Source organism: Bradyrhizobium sp., from assembly GCF_049691595.1.
Classification (GTDB): Bacteria; Pseudomonadota; Alphaproteobacteria; order Rhizobiales; family Xanthobacteraceae; genus Bradyrhizobium.
This window is the reverse complement of sequence record NZ_JBAVNZ010000274.1, coordinates 1-3,713: the sequence shown is the minus strand read 5'-3', so window position 1 is coordinate 3,713 and position 3,713 is coordinate 1. Positions and strand designations below refer to the sequence as shown.

2 protein-coding genes are annotated in these 3,713 nt (G+C 63.8%); both read right to left on the bottom strand.

Annotated elements, in window-relative coordinates; translation table 11 throughout:
- Positions 1-41 precede the first annotated feature (41 nt).
- The gene (mnmG, locus tag WCE35_RS12330; RefSeq protein ID WP_424593622.1) at positions 42-1,925 is read right to left on the bottom strand and encodes a tRNA uridine-5-carboxymethylaminomethyl(34) synthesis enzyme MnmG; all 1,884 of its coding nucleotides are present in this window, start codon (positions 1,923-1,925) and stop codon (positions 42-44) included.
- A 146-nt stretch (positions 1,926-2,071) separates the two neighbouring features.
- The gene (mnmE, locus tag WCE35_RS12325) at positions 2,072-3,409 is read right to left on the bottom strand and encodes a tRNA uridine-5-carboxymethylaminomethyl(34) synthesis GTPase MnmE (protein ID WP_424593621.1); all 1,338 of its coding nucleotides are present in this window, start codon (positions 3,407-3,409) and stop codon (positions 2,072-2,074) included.
- Between the last annotated feature and the right edge of the window lie 304 nt (positions 3,410-3,713).

Genomic DNA, 3,713 nt, shown 5'->3' with positions numbered 1-3,713 from the left:
GGCCTCGTTTCACGTGAAACACTTGTTACGCGGTAGCCTTCTTACGCGGTAGCCTTCGCATTGTTCCGTCGGACTTCACGACGCAGATAGGCAGCCAGGATACCGAGTGCGGCCGGCGTCATCCCATCCAGTCGGCCCGCCTGCCCTACCGTGCGCGGCCGCGCCGCTTGAAGCTTTGACCGCGCTTCGTTGGAGAGCCCGGGCACATCGGTGTAATCGATGTCGGTCAGATCCAGTCCCTCGTCGCGCCTGAAGGCATCCACGTCAGCGGTCTGGCGCTTGAGGTAGACGTCGTATTTGGCGTCGATCTCGAGATGCGTGGCGATGGCCGGGTCAATCGTCGCCAGCTCTGGCCAGATGCCGTGCAGCGTCGTCCAGGTGATCTCGGGATAGGCCAGCAGTTCGAAGGCAGAGCGACGCTGGCCATCTCGATTAAGCGCGAGCCCATGCCTCGCCGCTTCGTTCGGGGTGATCGTCAGCGACCTCGTCAGCGTCTTCGCTTCGTCCAGCGCTGCAATCTTGGCGCCATGGCGTAGCGACCGGGCCCGCCCTACGCATCCGAGCGCAATCCCCTTGTCCGTCAGGCGCTGGTCGGCATTGTCTGCCCGCAATGTCAGCCGGTACTCTGCCCGCGAGGTGAACATCCGGTATGGCTCGGTGATCCCCCGCGTCACGAGATCGTCGATCATGACGCCGAGATAGCCATCAGCGCGGTCGAACACGATGGGCGCGGCACCACTGGCCATCAACGCGGCATTGAGACCCGCGACAATTCCCTGAGCCGCCGCCTCCTCGTAACCCGTGGTGCCGTTGATCTGTCCGGCCAGGAAAAGGCCCGGCTGCCGCTTGGTCTGCAGGGTCGGATCAAGTTCACGGGGATCGACGTGATCATATTCGATGGCGTAGCCCGGCCTCACCATCCGCACCTGCTTCAGACCAGGAATCGTCGCGAGGATCGCGAGCTGAACCTCCTCCGGCAGCGAGGTCGAGATGCCGTTGGGATAGACCGTGGAGTCGTCCAGCCCTTCCGGCTCCAGGAAAATCTGGTGGCCGTCGCGGTCCCCGAAACGGACGATCTTGTCCTCGATCGAGGGGCAATAGCGCGGCCCGGAGCTCTTGATCTGGCCCGAATACATCGGCGAGCGGTGCACATTGGCCCGGATCACGTCGTGGGTAGCCGACGTGGTGCGGGTAATCCCGCACTGGATCTGAGGTGTCGTGATGCGGTCGGTCATGACCGAAAATGGCTCGGGCGGATGGTCGCCGGGCTGCATTTCCACCGCTGACCAGTCGATCGTGGTGCCGTCAAGTCGCGGTGGGGTGCCGGTCTTCAGCCGGCCCAGGGCAAAGCCGGCGCGCTCGAACGATGCGGAAAGTCCGATGGCGGGCGCCTCACCGATCCGGCCGGCCGGCCAGTTCTTTTCGCCCAGATGGATCAAACCACGCAGGAACGTTCCGGTGGTGATAACGACCGCGGCAGCGGACAGTTCGCGGCCATCGCCCAGACGAACGCCGGTGACGCGGCCATCAGTGACAACAAGCTCGTCCGCCTCGCCTTCGATTACGCTGAGACCGGCGGTCTCGGTGATCGCAGCCTGCATCGCCGCGGCGTAAAGCTTTCGGTCGGCCTGGGCGCGCGGCCCGCGAACGGCCGGACCCTTGCGCCGGTTGAGCATACGGAACTGGATGCCCGCGGCATCCGCCACCCGGCCCATCAGCCCGTCCAGCGCATCGACCTCGCGGACCAGATGACCCTTGCCAAGTCCACCGATCGCGGGGTTACAGGACATCGCGCCGATCGTCGAAAAGCGGTGGGTCACCAGCGCCGTCTTCGCGCCGATCCGCGCCGCGGCGCTCGCGGCTTCGCAGCCCGCATGCCCGCCTCCGATGACGATGACGTCGAATGAATCTCGCCGGGAAATCATGCCGCGAGTTCTATCGCGGAGAGCCAAAACCCGAAAGCAGGAACTTGGCAGCGGATGATCGTTTCACGTGAAACAACCATTCCCGGTCCGACGCGTCACTGTTTCACGTGAAACAATGACGCCCGCCAGGATCGTATGGTTAAAGATTACTTACCTACACAGAAGTCTCGAAAGATCACATCAAGGATGTCCTCGACGTCGACCCGTCCCAGCAATCGTCCCAATGAATGCGCCGCCGCCCGGAGTTCCTCGGCGGCGAGCTCCTCGCCCTTCCCGATCACGTCGATGCTTCGGCGGAGCGAATCCGCCGTATCGCTCAGCAGTCCGCGCTGACGGGTCCTGGTAATCAAGCCGCCTTCGCCCGATCCAAAATAGTCCTGCGCGAATCCGACCAGGGCGGAAATCAGCTCCGAGACTCCGCTTCCCAGCCTGGCTGAAATTTGGAACACCGTGGCCGTGCCATCGTGCTCCCGTGGCTTTGGCCACCCTGCTCCGTCGAGATCGATCTTGTTGCGCACCAGCCAGACCGGCGCGGCACCGGCATGCGCGACCTCCTCGTTCGATGAATCGCTGAGCCACAGCACCAGGTCCGCCTCAGCGGCGCGCGCCCTGGCCCGGCGCACGCCCTCCTGCTCCACGGGATCATCGGTCTCGCGAATGCCCGCGGTATCAATGACCGTCACCGGATAGCCGTCGAGATTGAGCTGAACTTCGATGACGTCGCGCGTGGTGCCCGCATGCGGCGAGACGATCGCGATTTCGCGCCGCGCCAACTGATTGATCAATGTCGACTTGCCGACATTCGGCGGGCCCGCGATCGCGACCACCAGCCCATCCCGCAGGCGCTCGCCCTGACCCTGCGCGGACAGGACTTCTTCGATTTCCGTCAGCAGAATTTTGACCTTGGCAAGTGCCGGTGCGATCAGCTCTGGCGGCACATCGCCCTCATCGGAAAAATCGATGCCGGCTTCGATCAGCGCTTGAGCCTCGATGATCTGTGCGCGCCAGTCGCGCGCCCGCTCACCAAGCATGCCCTTCAACTGGCGGAGTGCCTGGCGGCGCTGGCGATCGGTGTCGGCGTGAATGAGATCGTCGAGACCTTCGGCCTCGGTCAGATCGAGCTTGCCGTTCTCGAAGGCGCGGCGGGTGAATTCGCCAGGCTCCGCGGCACGGACATGGTCGAATCTTGCGAGCGACGCGAACAACGCAGCCAGCACCGCCCGTCCGCCATGGACATGAAATTCGGCGACGTCTTCGCCCGTCGCACTCGCCGGTCCGGGAAACCAGAGCACCACCGCATCGTCGATCGGCTGTCCGCCCGAATCGCGCAGCAGCGTCCGGGTGGCGATTCGCGGTGTCGGAATTTTTCCAGCCAGCGCCTTCAGTGCGGCCGGGGCTTGCGGCCCCGACAGCCGCACAACGGCAATCGCACTCGGCGGCCTGCCGGACGACAGCGCGAAGATGGTTTGGTCCCGCGGATGCATCGCCTATTTGTTCGTCGGTCCCAAAAGATGCAACGCGGTTTCAGATATCCGGCTGGCCGCGTGGACTATGTTGCGGTGCAATATAAACATGCAGCGCAGCCTTGCCGGTGGAAAAGATCGCACCTTGAATCGCATGAAAAAGGGCGCCCCGCTCGCACGAGGCGCCCTCCTCCGAATCCACCGAGCCGACTCAGGTATTCATCGAGTCGAAGAACTCCGAGTTGTTCTTGGTGTTGCGGAGCTTGTCGAGCAGGAAGTCGATGGCGTCCATCGTGCCCATCGGATTGAGGATCCGGCGCAGCAC

What these genes read in the sequence shown, in the direction of transcription:
- mnmE (WP_424593621.1), bottom strand. Translation starts at nt 3,409, where the DNA reads ATGCATCCGCGGGACCAAACCATCTTCGCGCTGTCGTCCGGCAGGCCG.
- mnmG (WP_424593622.1), bottom strand. Translation starts at nt 1,925, where the DNA reads ATGATTTCCCGGCGAGATTCATTCGACGTCATCGTCATCGGAGGCGGG.